This window comes from Gorillibacterium terrae (assembly GCF_051594785.1).
Taxonomy (GTDB): domain Bacteria; phylum Bacillota; class Bacilli; order Paenibacillales; family NBRC-103111; genus Gorillibacterium.
On record NZ_JBPPGI010000001.1, the window covers coordinates 1,215,318 to 1,234,170 of the forward strand.

Genomic DNA, 18,853 nt, shown 5'->3' on the forward strand with positions numbered 1-18,853 from the left:
GAATGCGAGGTGTTTGCCATGGAGAAAGCGGAAATGAAAGATAAGCTATACCGTTACATGAACGAAACGTTTTTGCTGGAGTTCAATGACTCGGTCTCGGAAGATACGGATCTGTTTAAGGCAGGGATTCTTGACTCCTTTGGCTATTTGAGACTGCTGACTTACATAGAAAATGAATTTCAAATCAAATTTACCGAAGATGAAATTTTGGCCAATGTGTTTACTTCGTTTTCCGACCTTGTGCAATGTATTTCGGGGAAGCTGTAACAGGTTCGAAATTGGAATGGGTGGGGGCTGAAATAGTGAGAAAGACAGGGTCAAACCAAGCTATTGCCATCATCGGAATCGGCCTTCGGTTTCCGAAATCGGAGTCTCTGGATGAGTTCTGGACCCATTTGCTGTCTCAGGAATCGCTCATCACTGAGATTCCGGCGGAACGCTGGGACAAACATGAATTTTATGGAGATCCTCAAAAAGAAGAAAAGAAAACCAACAGCATCTGGGGCGGGTTTATCGATCAAGCAAATTGTTTTGATGCCTCCTTTTTTAATATTTCGCCCCGCGAAGCCACTTACATGGACCCGCAACAACGGATCACATTGGAGCTGGCCTGGAAGGCCATTGAGGACGCCGGTTACCGGGCAGGGACATTAAAGTCAACCAAAACCGGGGTGTTCATGGGGGTCTGCAATACGGATTATACGGAACTGATGGAGAAGCACCTCCGGGATTTCGACGCTTACGTGCCCACGGGAACGTCCAACGCCATCCTTTCCAACCGGATCTCCTATTGGTTTGACTTTAAAGGCCCCAGTCTGACCATTGACTCGGCTTGTGCAAGTTCACTCGTGGCAATTCACCAAGCCGTTCGTTCCTTGGAGAACGAGGATTGCGACTATGCTCTCGCTGGAGGCGTCAACCTATGCTGGTCGCCGCGGCGTTTCATTGCGCTCAGCAAGAGCGGCATGCTATCCAAAGACGGTACATGCAAAGCCTTTGATAAAAAAGCCGATGGTTATGTCCGGGCGGAAGGGGCTGCAGTCTTACTGTTGAAGCCGCTCGACAAGGCGATCGAGGATCGGGATTCCATTTATGCGGTGATCAAGGGAGTGGGCACCAATCATGGCGGCAGGACCAATTCGCTAACAATTACTAACCCCAAAGCCCAAGCGGAACTGATTATTGATGTGTATGAAAAGGCCGGAATCAGTCCGGACAGTGTCAGTTATATCGAAACCCACGGTCCGGGCACCCCTCTCGGTGACCCGATCGAAATTCATGGCCTGAAGAATGCGTTTAAGCATTTCTATCAGAAGGAAGGAAAGACACCCATAAAAACCACCTGCGGCTTGGGATCGGTGAAGACCAACATCGGTCACTTGGAAGCAGCTGCAGGGATTGCAGGGGTGATCAAGGTGGTGGCCGCAATGAAGCATCGAATACTGCCGGCCAGTATCCATTTTCAGGAGCAAAATCCGATTATAAAATTGGAGGACAGCCCCTTTTACATTGTGGATGAAACCGTCCCATGGACAACCCCCGAGGATGCTGCCTTTCCCCGGCGGGCGGGTGTAAGCTCCTTTGGGTTCGGTGGAAGCAATGCCCATATCCTTCTGGAGGAGTACGTTGCCGAGTCCCCTACAGGGTTGCCGGAGCAAGAGCCTGAAACCGACCATAACGCTGTACTGATTCCCATTAGCGCTCGAAATATCAGCCGGCTTCGGGAGTACGTGGCCGAATTTGTGGAATTCTTGCGGAAATCCACCGGTCTCGTCCTGCAGAACTTGGCATACACCCTTCAGGTAGGGCGGGAAGCCATGCCGGAACGGGTGGTCTTTGTCACGCACGATATCCCGGAACTCCTATCCCAATGCGAAGCCCTGTTGCAAAATGAGGATAATCAACCGAACTGCTGGCGCGGTGAACAAATCAAGCAAGAGAAGGAGCTTGGGCAATTGCCGGAGATTGCATCCTACCTTCCGGATTCCAAGGCTCAATGGTACGCTGAGTGCCCTGCGGAAAAGCTGGCCCAACTCTGGTCCGAAGGGTACACCCTGGAGTGGGAACTTCTGTACCTTCACCTTCCCGCAAAGCGGATCAATCTGCCCACCTATCCTTTTGCCAGGGAGCCCTATTGGATTCCGATGATGGAACCGGCAGATTCAACCGATAAGCTTAGCTTGCCATCGCTATCGGCCATAACCGTCCCCTCGGGCCAAATCCAATCCGGAGCTAAGCCGCGCATTTCCCTGGCGGCCCTCGATGCTTCCTCGGAATGGCCTGAAGAGAAACAAGCTCCGCTCTCACTCTCAACAAGGGGGGCGGCAGCGGCGGATATTGCAGCCGGTGCACTCATGAATGAGTTGACCATCAGTTTGGCGGATGCCTTGGCCATGGCTCCCGGCGAGATTGATGCTGATGCCAAGTTCATCGACCTCGGACTGGATTCGATTATCGGAGTGGAATGGGTCCGAAAAGTGAATGATCGGTATCATACCTCTCTCGCAGTGACCAAAGTCTACGATTATCCCACCATCCGCGAATTTTCCCATTATCTATCGGCGGAGATACCGAAACAACCGGAGCGGGCGATTGTCGAGCTTGCCCAACCGCCGGCCGTTCAGCCGGAGGTTTTTTCGGCAATGGATGATGAATCCAATCTCGCTTATTCCGTGGAGGAATTACGAGAGGAGTTAAGGTCCAGTCTGGCGGAAGCCCTGGCCATGAATGGCAGGGATATCGAGGATGATGTCAAGTTCGTGGACCTCGGCTTGGATTCCATTATCGGCGTGGAGTGGATCCGCAAGGTGAATGACCGGTATCAAACCGCGATTGCGGTAACCCGAGTCTATGATTACCCCACCCTATATGAGTTTGCCGAATATCTGGGACAGGAAATCCAAAAACAAGGAAGCGCAGCCCCGCTCCGGGATGGGAACGATCGGAGTCTCTCTTCGCCGACGAATCGGTCGATTGCCGTTCAAGCCTCTCATGAGATTTCCTATAATCGATTGCGGGAAGAGTTGAAGGCCGGACTGGCGGAAGCCTTAGCCATGAATCCGGGCGATGTGGATGACGATGCCAAGTTTGTCGATCTGGGCTTGGATTCGATCATCGGCGTAGAATGGATCCATAAGGTGAATGAACGTTACGGCACCTTCGTCGCGGTAACCAAAGTCTATGACTATCCCACCATTGCCGATTTTACCGCGTTCATTCAACAAGAATTGCAGAAAACGAATCAACGCATGCCTGCCATGCGGAATGCATCGACGATGCCGAATGAGACGCCGGCTCCGCATCAGGCAACCCGCAGCGATCAAGCGGATGAACCGACCCTTGAACGGAAGTTCGCGCTTCAACCGAATCGGTCCGATGAGCCCGCTGTCGCGAATCAGGAGGTTGTTGCGGTAAGGGAGATTAGCCCCGGAGTCGTCCAGGTCACGATGCAGGATCGCCTGAATAAGAATAAATTCTCCGAGAGATTGATTCAGGCGCTGATCCAAACGGTTGAAGCCATCCAGATGGATCCGAAGTACAAGATCATCATTCTGACCGGTTATGATACCTACTTTGCTGCAGGAGGCACCGAGGAGAATCTGCTGGATATTTATCAAGGAAAGGCAAGGTATACGGATTCCATTCTGTACCGGCTTGCCTTGGATTGCCGGATTCCCATCATCGCCGCCATGCAGGGACATGGAATCGGCGCCGGTTGGTGCTTCGGCATGTCCTGCGATTTTGTGGTGATGAGTCAGGAAAGCTATTATGCCACCAATTTTATGAAATTCGGATTCACGCCCGGTTTCGGTTCCACTTTGCTTTTCCCCGAGAAATTAGGGATTGGGCTTGCCCAGGAGATCTTGTTCACAGGCAGAAGATACCGAGGGTCGGAGCTGCAAGCTCGTGGGATACCTTTCCCGGTGCTGCCCCGTTCGGAGGTGTTACCCTATGCCGTTCAATTGGCCCAGGAGCTGGCCGAGTCTCCCCGGGAAACGTTGATTATCCTGAAGAACCATTTGGTGGAACCCTTAAGGGCGAAGATCGCTTCGACCATTGACAAAGAAATTCGGATGCATGATCAGACGTTTGTGAACCAAGCCGAAGTCAAGGAACGGATTCATTCCTTTTTCGGGCAGTTTGCCCAAGGCGCTCCATCAACCATAGAGATGGACAAGCCCCTCAATGAGTCAACTATTCCGAAGCAGACTTCGGAGATTTCCCCGGATAATTCCATTGCGATCATTGGGGTGTCCGGGCAGTTCCCCAAATCAAAGAATCTGGATGAATTCTGGGAAAACCTGGCTCATGGAAGGGATTGTATCTCCGAGGTTCCCGCCAACCGCTGGTCGGTGGAGCACGATTACGATCCCGATCCGGAGGCCCCCGGAAAGAGCCACAGCAAATGGATGGGGCTTCTCGAAGACGCAGACCTCTTCGACCCCTTGTTCTTCAATATCGCGCCTGCCGAAGCGGAATTGATGGATCCGCAGCAGCGGCTGTTTTTGGAGCATTGTTGGCGCAGTATCGAGGATGCCGGGTTGAGCCCCGCCTCATTATCCGGAAGCCGCTGCGGCGTTTTTGTGGGTTGCGCCACCAATGACTACGGGCAATTCATCGACGGGCAGGAGCTGAATGCACGGCGCCTGATGGGCGGCTCCAGCTCGATTCTGTCGTCACGGATTTCCTATTACCTGAACTTAAAAGGACCTTGCTTGGCCATTGATACCGCTTGCTCGTCCTCGCTGGTGGCCATTGCCGAAGCTTGCAACAGTCTGGTGCTGAAGACCAGTGACTTGGCCTTGGCCGGCGGTGTCTGTGTCCTGGTTGGACCGGATTTGCACATCATGACCAGCAAGGCCGGCATGTTGTCCAAAGACGGCCGCTGCTTCACATTTGATAACCGGGCCAATGGCTTTGTGCCCAGCGAAGGGGTAGGAGTTGTTTTACTTAAACGGCTCTCGGATGCCGTTCGCGATCAGGATCAAATCTACGGAGTCATTCGCGGCTGGGGAATCAACCAGGACGGACGAACGAACGGCATCACCGCCCCCAGCGTGAACTCCCAGATATTGCTGGAAAAAGAGGTCTATCAACGCTTTGGCATAAGTCCGGATACGATATCCATGGTCGAGGCCCACGGGACGGGGACAAAACTGGGCGATCCCATTGAAGTGGAGGCCCTCACCGAAGCTTTCCGCTCGTATACTCAGCGGAAGCATTATTGTGCCCTGGGGTCCGTGAAAAGCAATATCGGCCATACCTTAACGGCTGCCGGCGTCGCCGGGGTGATCAAGGTATTGCTGGCGCTGAAGCATCGGATGCTGCCTCCCACGATCCATTATGAAACCCTCAACGAACATATTGCTCTGGCCGATTCCCCGTTTTATATCAATGATCGCATGCAGCCATGGGAACCGGAACAAGCGATGCCTCGGCGGGCCTGCGTCAGTTCGTTCGGTTTCAGCGGGACCAATTCCCATGTGGTCATCGAAGAATACGTCCCTGCGGAAGGCAAACGGCTTACCGCCTCCATTCATCCCGGCAATCCGGCGCTGTTTGTTCTGTCCGCGAAAAGCAATGAGCAGTTAAAAGCCTATGCCGGTTCCATAAACGATTACCTGGCCTCGCATCCGGAAATTGACCTGGCCGATGCGGCTTATACGTTGCAGGTTGGCCGTGAAGCGATGGATTTTCGCCTGGCATTTATGGCAGATTCCAGAGAAGCGGTCTTAAAGGCGCTCACGGAGTTTGCGACAGCCGGCCTCGCACCTGGGGTCCTAACCGGACAGGTGAAAAAGGGAAAGGGCGGCGCGGGGGCCTTTGACGCGGAAGCCGATGCCAAATCCTTGATCCAAGTGTGGTTTCATAAGAAAAAATATGCTCAGCTCGCCGATTTGTGGGTGAAGGGTTTCCCTCTCGATTGGAATCCGCTTTATGAGAGTGATCGGCCGCGACGGATCAGTTTGCCTACCTATCCCTTTGACAAGGAGAGCTATTGGGTTGGGATAAACCGGGATCGGAACTCCGGGAACGGGACGGGGATGGCAGCATCCCTTCATCCGTTATTGCATCAAAATACCTCCGATCTTTGGGAGCAACGGTTCAGTTCCGCATTTACCGGACGAGAGCCTTTTCTCGCCGATTACGCCAGCCATGGGATGCGAGTATTTCCCTGGTCGGCCTACCTTGAGATGGCCAGAGCGGCAGTCGTTAGAGCCGGCGGAGCCGCAGCGGATGAGGGGAACGGGCTCCGGTTCAAGGCGATCGCTTGGTTTCGTCCGGTTGTATTGGGGGAACCGGCGGTTCATCTCCATATCGGAATTGCTTCCGGGACCGGAGAAGAACTGTCCTTCGAGATCTATGGGGATTCCAAACACGACGATGAAGCGCCGGAAGTGCATTGCCGGGGCAGCATCGTCCCAGGGATATCCGCAGCCATTCCTGATCTGGAATTGGCCGATATCCAGGCGCGGTGCAGCGGGGACCGTTTGGACTCCAAGGATTGCTACCGGGCGCTCCGATCGGCGGGCATGGAGTATGGCGCCGGTTATCAAGGGATTGAATCGCTGCAAGTTGGATCAGGGGAAATCTTGGCCAAGTTGAGAACACCCGCTTCGTTCGGAGACGGGTTTATGCTGCATCCCGGGGTCTTGGACGGGGTGTTACAGGCAGTTGTGGGAGTGATGGAGCAGCATTCGTCCATCCAAGCCCCCTGGCCAACCTCTCTGGAAGAGCTGGAAGTTATTCATCCCTGCCACTCCGCCATGTGGATTTACCTGCGAACGGGCGACGGAAGACCCATGAGACCCGGAATGAAATTCGACAGTTATCTTTGCGATGAGACCGGAAGAATCTGTCTTGCGATGAAGGGACTTGTTCTGGCTCCACCGGAACCCTACGAAGTCATGACATTTGAAGAAGTTTGGCAGGAAGCTGTCTTGAATCCGGGCACCTCAGCCGTCGGGAAAACCTTGGTTTGCTTTTTGTCGCGTCCTGAAAATCAGAACGCCTTTGCCCAAGCCTGGAGCGGCGTTGACGCGGAAGCGCGCCTCATATTCGTAACCAAAGGAAATGCCTTCGAAAAGCGCTCCCCACGGGAATACCGGATTGCGGCAGCGGATCCCGTGTCGTATCGCACCGCTTTGCAAAGCATTCAACACGATGTCGGCGGTATGGACGCTGTCCTATACCTCTGGGCATTGGAGGATCCGAGCTGCATTCAAGATCCTTCGGCAATCGTATTTCTGTTGCAAGCGATAGCGGGACTCACTCGAAAACCCGGCCGTTTCCTGCTGTCGGCCCAAATCGGCAACGCACTGGATCGTTGCTACCTGGAATCGTGGATCGGCTTTGAACGTTCGCTGGGGCTGGTACTGCCAGAGACGCAAGTGGCGGCTATTTATCATGACGCAAGCGGGGCCGATCCGGAATTCACCATGGACGATTGGGCGCAGACCCTCCGGTCGGAGCTCGGCGCGGCGAAAGCGCAAAGCAGTCTCTATCGTTCAGGCAAGCGCCATGTGTATCAAATTCAGCCTGTTCCGGTCGCAGCGGCCACTCCTCCGTTGCGTTCCGGCGGAACTTATCTGATCAGCGGGGGCCTTGGCGGATTGGGCTATTTATTCGCCGAACATTTGGCAAAGACCCTGTCGGCCAATCTGATTCTTACGGGTCGAACGGTATTGAATTCCGCGAAACAGTCCCAAATCAACCGGTTGGAGGCTTTCGGCAGCCGAGTTTTTTATCTGCAAGCGGACATTGGCGATCGAGACGCGATGACGAAGGGGCTGCATCAGGCCAAAAAATTGTTCGGCGAAATCCATGGCGTCCTTCACGCAGCCGGGGTTGCGATCCAGCAAACGGTTTTTGAAAAAGGCTTGGAAAGCATTCAAACGGTCTTAACGCCCAAAATCGAAGGGACTCTTGTGATTGATGCGTTGACGCAGCGGGAGCCTCTTGATTTTATCTGTTATTTTTCTTCAACCGCCGCTATCCTCGGCGATTTTGGCGCCTGCGACTATGCCGTAGCCAATCGGTTTCAAATGGCTTATGCCCATTACCGGAATCAACTGCAACGTCTGGGGAAGCGGCAAGGCCAGGCAATTGCCATCAACTGGCCGCTGTGGCGGGACGGAGGCATGAGCCTCGAAGACGAACAAACCGAAATGTATTTAAAATCCAGCGGCCAACGATATTTAGAAGCCCAGGAAGGCATCGAAATCTTTGAACGGATTCTGGGACAAGAACGGGGACAATGGTTGGTCTTGGCGGGCCGGCAGGACCGAGTGCTTCGTTTTTTAGGCCTGTCCTCGGAACCGGCTTCGGCAAAGCCGCTTCCGGCGGCAACGGCTCGTTCCGGCGGGAACCAACGGCCTGTTGCATGGAAAGGACTGAGTCTGGCCCAATGCCTGGAATGGGATTTGAAAGAACAGATCAGCAAGCTGCTGAAGATCCCCCGGGAGAAGATAACGCGTGAGGAGAACTTGGCGGAGTTTGGATTTGACTCCATTTACCTGGCCAAATTCGCTTCTGTATTAACGGAGCATCTTGGAATCCAGGTTTCTCCCGCTGTGTTTTTTGGTCATTCGAGCTTGGACAAATTAGTCCATTACTTTCTCGCGGAATATCCGGAAGCCATCCGAGCGTTTTACCCGGAAGAGGTGTCCGATCCTTCTCCGATTCCGGCTGTCACGCTGGCGACAACCTCTCCGCCCACCGCGTCCAAAACGCAGCGAATCAAGAAGCCTCGGTTTGCCGAGGTGGAACAAACAAAGAATTCGGCTGAACCGATTGCGATTATCGGCATGAGCGGACGGTTCCCGGAATCGTACACCATCGAGCAGATGTGGTCGCTGCTTGCCGAAGGCCGGGATGCCGTGAAGGAGATTCCGGCTGACCGGTTTGATTGGCGCCGGTATTATCAGGCGTCGCCTCCGGAACCGGGAAAGACGAACAGCAAGTGGTGCGGTTGCATTCCGGGCGCAGCTGAATTCGATCCCTTATTCTTTGAAATTTCGCCGCGTGAAGCGGAGTCCATGGACCCGAGACAACGGTTGTTAATGCAGGAAGCCTGGAGGGCTCTGGAGGATGCCGGTTATGGTCCGGCTCGTATTCAGTCCGGCAAGATCGGCATGTTTGTCGGAGTTGAGGATGGCGACTATCAGAAGCTGGTGAAAGAGAAGGGCAGTGTAACTTCCAATCACACGGCAATCTTGGCGGCAAGGCTTGCTTACTTCTTAAATCTCAGCGGCCCGGTGATGGCGATTAATACGGCCTGTTCTTCCGGACTTGTAGCCGCCCATGAAGCCTGTTTGAGTCTGCGGGCGGGAGAATGCGATACGGCCATCGCCGCCGGAGTTAATTTAATGCTGACGCCGGATCCTTTCATTAACATGAGCCAAGCGGGAATGCTGTCGGGAAGCGGCAAGTGCCATGCCTTTGACGCGAAGGCCGACGGACTGGTGCCGGGCGAGGCGGTCGCCGTGGTTGTATTCAAGCGGTTATCGCAGGCGAAAGCGGATGGCGATCCCATCTACGCGATCGTCCGCGGCAGCGGCATTAATTATGACGGGAAGACCAACGGAATCACCGCCCCGAGCGGCGTTTCCCAAGTCAGTCTTCTGAAATCCGTCTACGACCAATACCAGATCAATCCCGAAGAGATGGACTACATTATCACGCACGGCACCGGTACCAAGCTGGGGGACCCCATTGAGCTTAATGCCCTAAACGATGCGTTTAAGGAGTATACGCACAAGCAGAGCTTCTGTGCGGTGACGTCCACCAAATCCAATTTCGGACATACGTTTGCGGCTTCGGGCTTGGTCAGTCTCATCGCCCTGGTTCAGGCCATGCGCCATGAGACCATTCCGGCCAGCCTTCATTGCGAACAGGTTAACGATTATATCAACTGGAGCGAAAGTCCTTTCTATGTGAACAAAGTTAATCGTCCTTGGCCGGCGATACCCGGTCAGGCGCGGTTGGGTGCGGTCAGCGCATTCGGTATGAGCGGCACCAACGCGCATCTGGTCCTCCAGAGCTGGGACGGAACGAAGCCCCAACCGGGCGATTCGAATGATGGCGGAGCAGCAGCGCCCTATACCTTATTGGCGGTCTCTGCCCGTACCCCCGAAGCCATGCAGGAGAAAATCGATCAGCTCATTGGCGTGCTCCGGGATCAAACCGGGGGAATCGGCACCCTTCCATCCATAAGCTATACCTTGCTGGAAGGACGGCAGCATTTCGATTGCCGGTGCGCTGTCGTGATCCAGGATGCGGAAGATGCGGTCTATGTCTTGCAGAAAGCCGGAGGCAGGGAGAAGCTTCCGAATCTGTTCCAGGGTAAGGTTGCCCGGGACTTCACCGGGCAGAAGACGATTTACGGCTATGCCCGGGAGCTCTTGAAGCAAAGCGGGACATTCCGGCATGACCGAAGCAGGTATCAGGAATGCTTGTTCGCGTTGGCGGACTTGTATTGCCAGGGATATGACCTACCCTGGAATGTGCTGTTTGGAGACCACCGTCCGTCCATGGTTCACCTTCCCGCCTATCCGTTTGCCCGGGACAGCTATTGGGCATCGCCAACCGAGGCCGTCTTGAGTGCGGAAGCGGCATCTTCCGCCGCGGTTGTACATCCGTTATTGCATCACAATACTTCCGACTTTACGGAACAACGGTTCAGTTCCGTCTTTAACGGGCAGGAGTTCTTCCTGGCGGACCACCGGGTAAAGGGCTTCCGGGTTCTGCCGGGAGTCGCTTATTTGGAGATGGTCCGGGCAGCGGTCGTGCATGCGGCCGGGGTATCCGATCAGACCGGGGTTCGGTTGAACCATATGGTTTGGTCCCGACCGATTGCGGTTGGCGATCAACCGGTAACCGTTCATATCGGTCTCTTCCCGGAGGATAACGGGGAGATCGCATTTGAAATCTATACGGAAGCGGATCAGTCCCATTCGGCTCCTCTCCTCCATAGCCAGGGAACGGCCCGGTTGCTCTCTCCTTCTCAGGAGACTGCAATGGATCTGCAAGCGCTGCGAACGGCGGATTACCAACAAACGTATTCCGGGGAGCAATGCTATCAAGCGTTCCGTACGATGCAGCTCGAATACGGAACGACATTTCAAGGCATTCGGCAACTATATGTCGCACCGGACCGTATTTTAGCCAAGTTGTCCTTGCCGTCGACCCCTTCGGAACCGGGACGTCCCCTTGTTTTGCACCCGGGGATGATGGATTCGGCTCTTCAGTCGTCCATTGGCTGGATGATGGATTCCTCCGGCCATTGCGGTGAAGCCAATCCGGCAATTCCCTTTGCCTTGGACCAGCTGGAGATTCTCGGAAAGAGCACCGGCAGCACCATGTGGGCGTTGATCCGGAAGCATGACGGAACCAGACCCGCCGGGGGATTCGGGAGCGACCAAGGGGGAATGCGGAAGCTGGATGTGGAGCTGTACGATGAAGAAGGAGCGCTCTGTGTACGAATGAAAGGCTGCGCGTCCCGGATATTGGAAGATGAACCTGGGACGAGGAGCGCCGAGACAGGATCGGAACCGGGGCCCCTTCTGCTCGAACCGATTTGGCGAGAGGCTTCCGCTGCCGGCGTGGTACCGGACATGCCCTACAACCGGCATCTGGTTCTCTTGTGCGAGTTGAATCACATTGATCCCCAGACCATTGAGAACAAGCTGAGCCATGCGCGTTGCTTGGCGATCGGCGCCTCGCATCTGCCGGGGGACGTTGCCGAGCGGTTTGAGGCCTATGCCGTCCAGTTATTCGAAGAGATTCAAAGCTATGTTCAGTGTTCGGATTCAGGGAAAATGCTGATTCAGATTGTGGTTCCTTCCGAGGGAGCCTCGGTTCTGTATCGCGGATTCTCCGGATTGTTGCGAACGGCCCAATTGGAAAATCCCAAACTCGTCGGACAAGTCATGGAGGTGGAAGCCGACGACGACGCTGTTTCGCTTGTGGGGAAATTGCGCGAAAACCGGAACCGATCCGGGGACTTGGAAATCCGTTACCGGGATGGGGAACGGCAGCTTCAAGGCTGGAATGAATTGATGCTCCCGCCGGAAGCAGGGCGCATTCCCTGGAGAGACGGCGGAGTGTATTTGATCACCGGGGGTACCGGGGGTCTGGGACTGATTTTTGCCCAAGAGATCGTGCGTCAGACTCGGCAAGCGACCTTGATTCTTACCGGCCGTTCCGCGCTTGGCGAGGAGAAGCAAGCGCGGTTGAAATCGTTGGAGCAAGCCGGAGCGAGGATCGAGTATCATTCGGCGGATGTGACCCGGAAAGAAGCCGTATACTCGCTGATCCAAATGATCCGAACGAAATACGGCAAGCTCCATGGGATCATTCATAGCGCCGGGGTGGTTCGCGATAATTTTATTCTGAAGAAGAACCCTCAGGAGCTGAGAGAGGTACTGGGGCCCAAGGTTGCCGGATTGGTAAATCTGGATGAAGCCACCCGAGAGATGGATCTCGATTTCCTGATCCTGTTCTCCTCCAGCACAGGCACCTTGGGGAATGCCGGTCAAGCCGATTATGCCATGGCGAATACCTTCATGGACGCTTATGCCGAATACCGGAATTCACTGACAGCCGCAAAGCAGCGCCATGGCAAGACCCTATCCGTAAACTGGCCGCTGTGGAAGGAAGGCGGAATGAAGGTTCATCCGGGAACGGAGAAATACATCCGGGAGACAGCCGGCCTCATTCCCATGCGAACGGAGACAGGCATACAGGCTCTATATGATGCCATAGCCTCCGGCCGGAGCCAAGTCATGGTCTTGGAAGGCGACCGCTTCCGGTTGCGGCAGCAGCTGTTGGCGTCGACTCACCCCGAACGGGAAACCGGGACCGCTTCTGTTGCGGTTGAGTCAGCGTCCGGCCGTTTGCTCAACCGCGTTAAAGCTACCCTCGCCCAACTATTGGCCCAATTATTCAACGTCGCAACGGCGGACATCGATGCCGATGTGGAATTGCGTGAATATGGGCTCGACATGACGGTGCTGGCTGAACTGGTGGGCCAAGTGAACCACATCTATCAGCTTGAGTTGAATGCCGGAATGTTCATGGAATCGCTCACCCTCGATGAAATGGCGGATTATTTAATCAGCCAATACGGAGCATCGCTTAGTCGAACATATGGCATGAACGATGCCAAGCCTCCGAAGCCTCGGGAAGCGAGTATCGGAATGGCTCCGCCGGGCCCGGATTCATTAGCGGACAAAGCGCTGAACTATTTTAAGAAACTGATTTCTGCCTTTATTAAGCTGCCGGTGCATCAAATCGAAAATGATGCCCATATGGAAAAATACGGTCTGGACTCCGTCTTGGTTATGGAATTGACCACCCGCTTGGAGAAGACCTTCGGCTCCTTGTCCAAGACCTTGTTTTTCGAATATCAAAGCATGGAAGAGTTAACGAGGTATTTCCTGGAGCATTACCCGGATAAATTGGCGGAAGTATTGGGAACCGGGGAGAAATCGGCGATCGCTGGTCCCGAGATGGCACCGGAGAAAGCGGCGAACTTGCCGGAGGCTATACCGTCGGTGGCCCGCCGACGGTCGCGATTTGCCGCCATCGCCGAACCGAAGGAGGATAAAGCCGCCGAAAAAGCGTTGGATATTGCCATCATCGGTCTTTCGGGCCGGTACTCCGGTGCGAACAATCTTCAGGAATTTTGGCACAATCTCCGTGACGGCAAGGATACGATCACGGAAATCCCCGAGGATCGTTGGGATCACCGGTTATATTTCCATGAAGACAAGAACATCCCTGGGAAAACCTACAGCAAGTGGGGCGGCTTTATTGACGGAGTCGCGGAATTCGATCCGCTGTTCTTCCATATCTCCCCCCGGGAAGCGGAGATGATGGACCCGCAGGAGCGCTTGTTCCTGGAATGTGTCTATTCGACTTTGGAAGATGCGGGTTATACCCGGCAAGTTCTGGGCGAGTATCAAGGCAACGGGATGCCGGGCAATGTTGGCGTATTCGTCGGCGTCATGTATGAAGAGTATCAGCTTTATGCGGCTCAGGCCCAACTGTTGGGCCACCCCTTGGTCTTGTCCGGAAACCCGGCTTCCATCGCCAACCGGGTATCATTTTTCTGTAATTTTCACGGGCCCAGCATGGCGGTGGATACGATGTGCTCTTCTTCGCTGTCTACCATTCATTTAGCCTGTCACAGCCTGCAAAGAGGAGAATGTGAGGCTGCCATTGCCGGCGGTGTGAATGTTTCCATCCACCCGAACAAATACCTGGTTCTGGGTCAAGGGAAGTTCGCATCCAGCAAAGGCCGCTGCGAAAGCTTCGGCGAGGGCGGGGACGGTTATGTCCCCGGAGAAGGTGTGGGCGCTGTGCTGCTCAAGCCGCTCGCCAAAGCCATTGCCGATGGGGATCACATTTACGGGGTCATCAAAGGCACCGCCGTCAATCATGGAGGCAAGACCAACAGCTACACCGTACCCAACCCCAACGCCCAGTCGGATGTCATCAAGCGCGCTTTGCGGGAGAGCGGTGTTCATCCCCGGACCATCAGCTATATGGAAGCCCATGGCACCGGTACGTCGTTGGGAGATCCGATCGAAATCGCCGGCTTGACTAAGATTTTCCGGGAATATACGCAGGACCATCAATTCTGCGCCATCGGATCGGTCAAATCCAATATCGGTCATTGCGAGAGCGCAGCGGGCATTGCAGGGATAACCAAGATATTATTGCAATTTAAATACCGTCAATTGGTGCCCTCGCTGCATTCAAAGTCCTTAAACCCGAATATTGATTTTGACCATACTCCCTTTGTCGTCCAGCAAGAGCTTGCCGATTTGAAACGGCCCGTGGTTACCATCGACGGTGAAACGAGGGAATATCCCATCATTGCCGGTGTTTCTTCTTTTGGCGCCGGAGGTTCCAATGCCCATATTATCATCAGCGAATACGTTCCCGAGGAATGGGGACAAGCCTCAAGAGGACCGACCGGCGCCATGGACCCTGGCAGGGTGATGGTGGTCTTGTCGGCGAAGAATGCAGACCGGTTGAAAGCCCAGGCGCAACAGTTGGCTGCGGCGATCCGGGAAGGGCAAATTCCGGAGGAGTGTCTGCCGGATTTGGCCTATACGCTCCAGATTGGGCGGGAAGCCATGGAGGAGCGTCTGGCCATGGTCGTGTCCAGCTTGCCGGAATTGTCCGAGAAGCTGGAAGGCTTCCTCGCCGGAACGGAAGACATGGACGATTTGTATCATGGGCAGGTCAAGCGCAACAAAGACATGCTTGACGTATTCACGGCGGATGATGATATGCAACTGGCGATTGAATCCTGGATCGCCAAGAAGAAATACTCCAAGCTGCTGGAGTTGTGGGTGAAGGGGCTGGACTTCAATTGGCATAAGCTGTACAGCGACCGGCCCAGTCGGATCAGTTTGCCAACCTATCCCTTTGCCAAAGAGCGCTATTGGTTCCCTCAACCCGCAGGGCAGACCACCGACAGCGTCCAGGCCATGGCAGCGGTCGCGAGGGATCCGGGGAGCCGACGGCTTGAACGGTTCCTCTCCAAACAATGGGAGCTCTGTCCAGACCGGCAGAACCGTCTATCGGACCAAGCCGTGCTCATCTGCACCAACGAGCAAAATCGGCCGCTCGCCCAATTGCTCGCCACCTACTTCCCCCATCATCGGATCATGGGTCCGGAGGATGTCCAAGCCCATATCGAACAGCCGGAATCGCACTGGAGAAGCTATGGCGGCTGGATCGACTTGATTGGCGGAGACCAGGATTCCGAAGAGGCGCAAGCCTGGATTGTCGGGCTTCAGCGGCTGATTGAATATGGTCCGCGGGAAGGATTAAGGCTGCTTGGGGTAACCTGCGGGCTGGAAGCGTTCCGCAATGCGAACGTTCGCCTTCCCGGTGCCGAGCGGGCTAGCCTTTACCGGATGCTGCAAAACGAATACGGCCATCTCCGCTCACGACACCTGGATACGGATCCAGGGGCGAGCGACTTGGAGAGGGCCGAGCAAATTGCCAGGGAATTCTCCGCAGACAGCCGGGACCCGGAAGTATGCTACCGGAACGGCGAACGTTACCGGGCTTTCTTGGGTGAAGTTCCAGAGCCCCAGGATTCCCGGTTGTTTCGCTTCCCGGAAGACCATGTCTTGTGGATAACCGGCGGAACCCGAGGCCTTGGCTACTTGTGCGCCCAACATTTCGTGTCGCGCTACGGCGTCAAGCGACTGGTGCTTACCGGACGGGAGACCTTGCCGCCACGGAAGGAATGGGATGATTTATCACGGCAGTCTACCCCCGTGGCAATCAAAATCCAGGCCATTCGCAGCTTGGAAGCGGCTGGAGCAAACGTGTCGGTCAGTTCGGTCCCGCTGACCGATACGGAGAGCCTGCAGCGCTATTTGGCGGAAATTCGAAGCACCGTGGGGCCCATAGGCGGAGTTATCCATTGCGCCGGTATCGGTGACGCGGACAACCCGGCGTTCATCCGGAAAACCGCGGCCAGCGTTCAAGCCATCCTCGAGCCCAAGGTGGCGGGGCTTGAAGCCCTGTATCAAGCCTTGAAGAATGAGCCGCTTAAGTTCTTTATGCTGTTTTCATCCGTATCGTCCATTATTCCCTCGTTGGCGGTAGGACAAAGCGATTATGCCATGGCCAATGCCTATATGGATTATTTTGCCCAAGCGCACGCCTCCGAGCTCCCGGTGTTGTCCGTACAGTGGCCCAGCTGGAAGGAAACCGGCATGGGCGAAATGAAAAGCAAAGTGTATCAACAAACCGGTTTGTTGAGTATAACCGATGCGGAAGGATTGGAATTGCTCGACCGGCTGCTAGCCGGGACTGTCGGACCCGTCGTTCTCCCGGCTGTCGTGAACCCGGACAAGTGGAGGCCGAGCCAACTCCTGCTCCTTCCCGGGGCCGAACGGAGTACCGGGGCTTCCGGCTCCAACGCCGCGAACCCCAAGCCCTCCGGCGTCCAAGGGGAGAGAGGGCCGGAGGGCACCGTTGGAACCGCTGCGCATCAATGGCTGAAACAATTGTTTGGCAAGGAGTTGAAGCTGGACCCCGAGAAGCTGGAAGCGGATACGGAGTTCCAATATTACGGGATGGACTCGGTATTGCTGGCGCAAGTCGTTCGCCAAATGGATCAAAAGCTGGGAGGCGTGGCGCTGGAGCCATCGGCGCTCCTTGAATACCCGACGATCCAGAGCCTCGCCGATTATTTGGCAAGCACGTATCCGGAAGCTCTTGCTTCCCTGGACGCCGCGGCCGCCCAAACCAATCCGGTGGAGCCCCGGCGCATTCCCGAAACCCGGGTGGAACCCGCCGCGCCGCTTCCTATGAATCCGCTGAATACGCCCGAAATCATGCGGGCGTCAAACCGGAGTTCGATGGAGAAGGTAGCTGTCGTGGGCATGGCCTGCCATTTCCCCGATGCGGCAGACATCCGTCAATACTGGCAGAACTTACGAGCCGGCCGCGACAGTATCCGGGAAGTGCCGAAATCCCGTTGGAATTGGGAACGGCATTATGATCCCCAAGGCTTCCGGGAAGGAAAGTCGATCAGCAAATGGGGAGCTTTTCTAGCGGAGATCGAAGCCTTCGATCCCGAGTATTTCAACATGGCAGAGGGCATCGCTCACCAAATCGATCCGCTGCAAAGGCAATGGCTGGAGGTGAGCGCGGAAGCCTTAGCGGATGCGGGCTTTACCAAAAAGGAGCTGTGGGGGAAAGCGGTCGGCATTTTTGCCGGGGCCCGAACCGGCAATTTCGGCAATAAATTTCATCGGACCGACAAGGATCGGATTATCGGCACCGGACAGAACTTCATTGCCGCCCATCTCGCGCACATTTATAACTTCAAGGGACCCAATATGGTGATCGATACCGCTTGTTCCAGCTCCTTAACGGCCATACACTCCGCTGTCCGGAGCATCCAAAGCGGTGAAGCCGAACTGGCGCTGGCGGGCGGGGTAGATATTTTGCTGGATGAAGCGGTCTATCTTACGCTCAGTTCCGCAAAGGTCCTGTCTCCGGATGGACGCTGCAAAACGTTCAATGCCGAGGCCAACGGAATCGGACTTGGCGAGGGCTGTGGCGTGTTGGTGTTAAAGCCCTTGCATCAAGCCATTCAGGATGGCAACAAGATCTATGGAGTGATTGACGGATCGGCGATCAACAGCGATGGAAACACAATGGGCGTGACGACCCCCAATCCCGAAGCGCAGCGGCAGTTGATCGAGAAAGCTATCGCGGCTTCCGATATCAACCCGGAGACCATCACTTATCTAGAAACCCATGGGACGGGAACCTTAATCGGCGATCCGATTGAGTTGAAAGCCCTAACCCAGGTTTTCGGCAAATACTCCTCGCAAAAGCAGTTCTGCGGAGTGGGAAGTGTTAAGAGCAATATCGGGCATTTACTAAGCGCTGCAGGCGCCGCGAGCGTGATTAAAGTGCTGCTGGCGATGATTCATCGGGAATTGCCGCCCACTCTGCATTGCGCCAACCCGAATCCCCGATTCAAGTTCGAGGATTCCCCGTTCTATATTGTCCAAGCTGCACAGCCCTGGACAACGCCAAGCGGGGTCCTTCGCGCGGGGATCAGCGCTTTCGGATTGGGAGGCAACAATGCCCATATCCTGCTCAGCAATGAGGGAATACCCGCTGATCTAAGAGCTTCGGTGGTTCCTCGCGGAGAAAAGATCGTGTATAACCGGAAACGATACTGGCCGGAAGAGAACGCCGGGAGCGACAGGAAGGATAGCGCTCCCTCCCAGAGCGATGGGGAAGCGGAATTTTTGGAGTTTTTTCAGTTCAACCAAGAATGAGGATTGGGAGTTGAAGC

General features: G+C 55.1%; 2 protein-coding genes. Both read left to right on the top strand.

Annotated features, from left to right (window positions below; genetic code table 11):
• The first annotated feature begins 18 nt into the window (after positions 1-18).
• On the top strand, positions 19-267 hold the full coding sequence (locus ACSEXS_RS05300; protein ID WP_438432124.1) for an acyl carrier protein: 249 nt from the start codon (positions 19-21) through the stop codon (positions 265-267).
• Positions 246-18,836: an SDR family NAD(P)-dependent oxidoreductase gene (locus tag ACSEXS_RS05305; protein ID WP_438432125.1), complete on the top strand. Its 18,591-nt coding sequence runs from the start codon at positions 246-248 to the stop codon at positions 18,834-18,836. Before ACSEXS_RS05300 ends, ACSEXS_RS05305 begins: the two co-directional genes overlap by 22 nt.
• Positions 18,837-18,853 lie beyond the last annotated feature (17 nt).

Coding starts and splice junctions, on each gene's coding strand:
- ACSEXS_RS05300 (WP_438432124.1), top strand. CDS start 19: ATGGAGAAAGCGGAAATGAAAGATAAGCTATACCGTTACATGAACGAA.
- ACSEXS_RS05305 (WP_438432125.1), top strand. CDS start 246: ATGTATTTCGGGGAAGCTGTAACAGGTTCGAAATTGGAATGGGTGGGG.